This window comes from Streptomyces sp. NPDC127084 (assembly GCF_042724175.1).
GTDB lineage: Bacteria > Actinomycetota > Actinomycetes > Streptomycetales > Streptomycetaceae > Streptomyces.
On sequence record NZ_JBHXFA010000159.1, the window covers coordinates 12,857 to 15,341 of the forward strand.

Consider the following 2,485-nt stretch of genomic DNA (forward strand, 5'->3'; position numbering starts at 1 on the left):
CCCGGGTACGGTTCACCGCCGGACCGTACCCGGGCGCCTGAGCCGTGTACGGACTACGGACCCCGGAGTTGGGACTCCGGACCCGGACCCCGGACTTGGGACTCCGGACCCCGGCGTTGGGACTCCGGACGACTTCGGAACGCGTCAGTACGTGTCAGAACGCGCGCGAACCACGCCGCGTCGCGAAGGACACGAATCCGGCGCCGATGGCGACCAAGGCGGTACCGGCGACGAGGTACGGGGTGGTGTCCACCGTGCCCGTGTCGGCGAGGCGCAGCGGCGAGCCGTCGGCCTGGCCCTGCGCCGCCACGTTCGAGGCCCCTGCCTCCGGCCCGGAAGCGGAAGCTCCGGACCGCGCTACGGCGGCGGCCCCGGCCGACTGCCGGCTCTCGGCTTCCGCCGTCGCGTTCGCTGAGGGGACGAACCACAGCGCACAGAGCAGGGTCCCGGCCGCGGTGGCGGTGAGCAGCGGGCGGCGAGCGACGGACACGTGACGGTTCCCCTTGCGGCAGCGGCCAATTGACCGCGTTCGGTGGTGCTGCCGCGATGCTAATGAATGCAGCGGGTCGCGGGAAAGTGCCGGGCGCCTCGGGCCGTACGCTCCGGCGTATGACCCCTTCTGAGTCTTCACGCTATGTGCGGTTGCATGTCGAATTGGTACTTGAGGTCGAGGAACCGGAAGCGCTCGGCGACGCCGCGCTGGAGCGCGTCGAAGCCGACGAGTACATGCAGGAGGACGAGCGTTCCCACGCGCGGTCAACGGTGCGCGAGGACTCCGCGGAGGCGCTCGCTTATCTCGTGGACCCCTTCGACCTGATCAGCGACGTGCCGGGAATCGAGCTCGCGCAGGCGTCCTGGAGCTGCGAACAGGTCGATTACGACCCCGCTGCGGAGGAGTGGGGCAGCGACGAGGAAGATGAGGACGCGTGACCCGCGTCGACGCGGGGCAGAAGTGACGCCGGGCCCCCCTCAGGGCGGGCCCGGTGGCCCCGGGGGGAAGGGGCCGTTGCGAAACCGGAGCAGCCAGCCGCAACCGGCGCGGCGCAGACCGCGTCGGTGAGTGGTGTTGCCCACATCTTTCATCAGATGTGGAACCGGACGACCCCTTTTGGGTCTTCTTGAATGCGTTGGCAGGAATTGGCGGGACAGCGGCGACTATGGAGAAGCGTGTGATGACGGACAGCAAGCGGCGCAGGGCCCTCGCGGCAGCGTCCGTGGTGCTCGGCAGTGTCCTGGTGCTCAGCGGATGCAGCAGCAGCGCGGACAAGGCCGCCGCCGACGGCTCGAAGAACTCACAGGACCAGGTCGACGAGGCGGCGGCGAAGGACTCGTCGGACGCCCGAATAGCCATCTCGCCGAAGAACGGCGCGACCAACGCCAGCATCAACAAGAACACCAAGGTCACCGTCAGTGACGGTACGCTCACCTCGGTCACCATGACCACGAAGGACGGCCAGGCCGTCGAGGGCACCCTGGCAGCCGACGGCAAGAGCTGGCAGCCCAACGGGCAGCTCGAGCGCGCCACCACCTACAAGATCACGGCTACCGCCAAGGACTCCAAGGGCCGTGAGGCTCACGAGAACGCGTCCTTCACCACGGTCTCGCCCGATGACAGCTTCATCGGCGAGTTCACGCCCGAGGACGGCTCCACCGTCGGTGTCGGTATGCCGGTCTCGATCAAGTTCAACAAGCCGATGACGGACCGCAAGGCTGTCCAGTCCGGTATCACCGTCAGCTCCAGCAGCGGTCAGGAGGTCGTCGGCCACTGGTTCAACTCCCAGCGGCTCGACTTCCGCCCCGACCAGTACTGGCAGGCCGGTTCCACCGTCACCCTGAAGCTGAACCTCGACGGCGTCGAGGGCGCCGAGGGCGTGTACGGCGTACAGGAGAAGACGGTCTCCTTCAAGATCGGCCGCAACCAGGTCACCACCGTCGACGCCTCCTCGAAGACCATGAAGGTCACCCGGGACGGCAAGACGGTCAAGACGATCCCGATCTCCGCCGGTTCGCCCGAGAACCCCACCTACAACGGTCAGATGGTGATCTCCGAGAAGTTCAAGGAGACCCGGATGAACGGTGCCACCGTCGGGTTCACAGACGACGACGGCAAGGGCGAGTACGACATCAAGGACGTCCCGCACGCCATGCGGCTCTCCGCGTCCGGCACGTTCGTGCACGGAAACTACTGGGGTGACGACAGCGTCTTCGGCAACGTCAACACCAGCCACGGCTGCATCGGCCTGAACGACGTCAAGGGCGCGGGTGACTCGAACCAGCCCGCCGCGTGGTTCTTCAACAACTCGATCATCGGCGATGTCGTGATCGTGAAGAACTCCAAGGACAAGACGATCAAGCCCGACAACGGTCTCAACGGCTGGAACATGGGCTGGGCCGACTGGAAGGCCGGCTCCGCGGTCTGAGCCACGCCGCTCACGCTGACGCGTTCGGGCTCCACGTCACCAACGGCCGATGGCCTACCGGATCC

At 67.1% G+C, this 2,485-nt stretch carries 3 protein-coding genes; 2 read left to right on the forward strand and 1 reads right to left on the reverse strand.

What is annotated here, in order from left to right; genetic code table 11:
- Positions 1 to 154: 154 nt before the first annotated feature.
- Positions 155 to 490, reverse strand: a complete 336-nt coding sequence (locus tag ACFWI9_RS28165; protein ID WP_387166223.1) for a hypothetical protein — start codon at positions 488 to 490, stop codon at positions 155 to 157.
- Positions 491 to 609: 119 nt separating this feature from the next.
- Between ACFWI9_RS28165 and ACFWI9_RS28170 the strand changes: the two genes are divergently transcribed.
- The gene (locus tag ACFWI9_RS28170) at positions 610 to 930 is read left to right on the forward strand and encodes a hypothetical protein (RefSeq protein ID WP_387166225.1); all 321 of its coding nucleotides are present in this window, start codon (positions 610 to 612) and stop codon (positions 928 to 930) included.
- Positions 931 to 1,157: 227 nt separating this feature from the next.
- Complete coding sequence (locus tag ACFWI9_RS28175) at positions 1,158 to 2,420, forward strand: Ig-like domain-containing protein (RefSeq protein WP_387166227.1); 1,263 nt, start codon at positions 1,158 to 1,160, stop codon at positions 2,418 to 2,420.
- Positions 2,421 to 2,485 lie beyond the last annotated feature (65 nt).